Below are 495 nucleotides of genomic sequence, written 5' to 3'. Positions count from 1 at the left end.
AGGACGAGCGCGTCGACTTCCTCACCGAGGCGATCCTACAAGAGGAGCCGGTCGTCGACGTCGACGAGCCCGGCGACGTCTCCGAGACGACGGAGCGCGTCCTGCGGCGGTTTGCGTCGTTCGCGGAGTGGCAGGAGGAGTACGGCCAGCAGGCGATCGACACCTACTGCATCTCGATGACCGAGGAGCCGAGCCACGTGCTGGAGGTCCTCTTCTTGGCCGACCAGGTCGGCGTCGTCTCCCTCCCCGACCACTGCGCGGTCGACGTGGTCCCGCTGTTGGAGACCGAGTCCGCGCTCAACGGCGCCGAGCGCATCCTCGGCACCCTCTTCGAGAACGAGGCGTACGCGGCCGCGCTCGACGCGCGCGGCGAGGTCCAAGAAGTGATGCTCGGCTACTCCGACTCCAACAAGGAGAACGGCTTCCTCGCGGCCAACTGGGACCTCTACCAGAACCAGCGCCGGATCGCGCGCTTCTGCCGCGAGGAGGACGTGA

1 protein-coding gene is annotated in these 495 nt (G+C 67.7%); it reads left to right on the top strand.

The window, feature by feature from the left end:
• On the top strand, positions 1-495 hold a 495-nt coding region (locus D3D02_RS19155; RefSeq protein WP_121571371.1), incomplete at both ends, for a phosphoenolpyruvate carboxylase.

The organism is Halobellus sp. Atlit-38R (genome assembly GCF_003665925.1).
GTDB lineage: Archaea > Halobacteriota > Halobacteria > Halobacteriales > Haloferacaceae > Haloquadratum > Haloquadratum inordinatus.
Note: the sequence above shows the minus strand (reverse complement) of the source record. Positions and strands in the feature narration are given on the sequence as shown.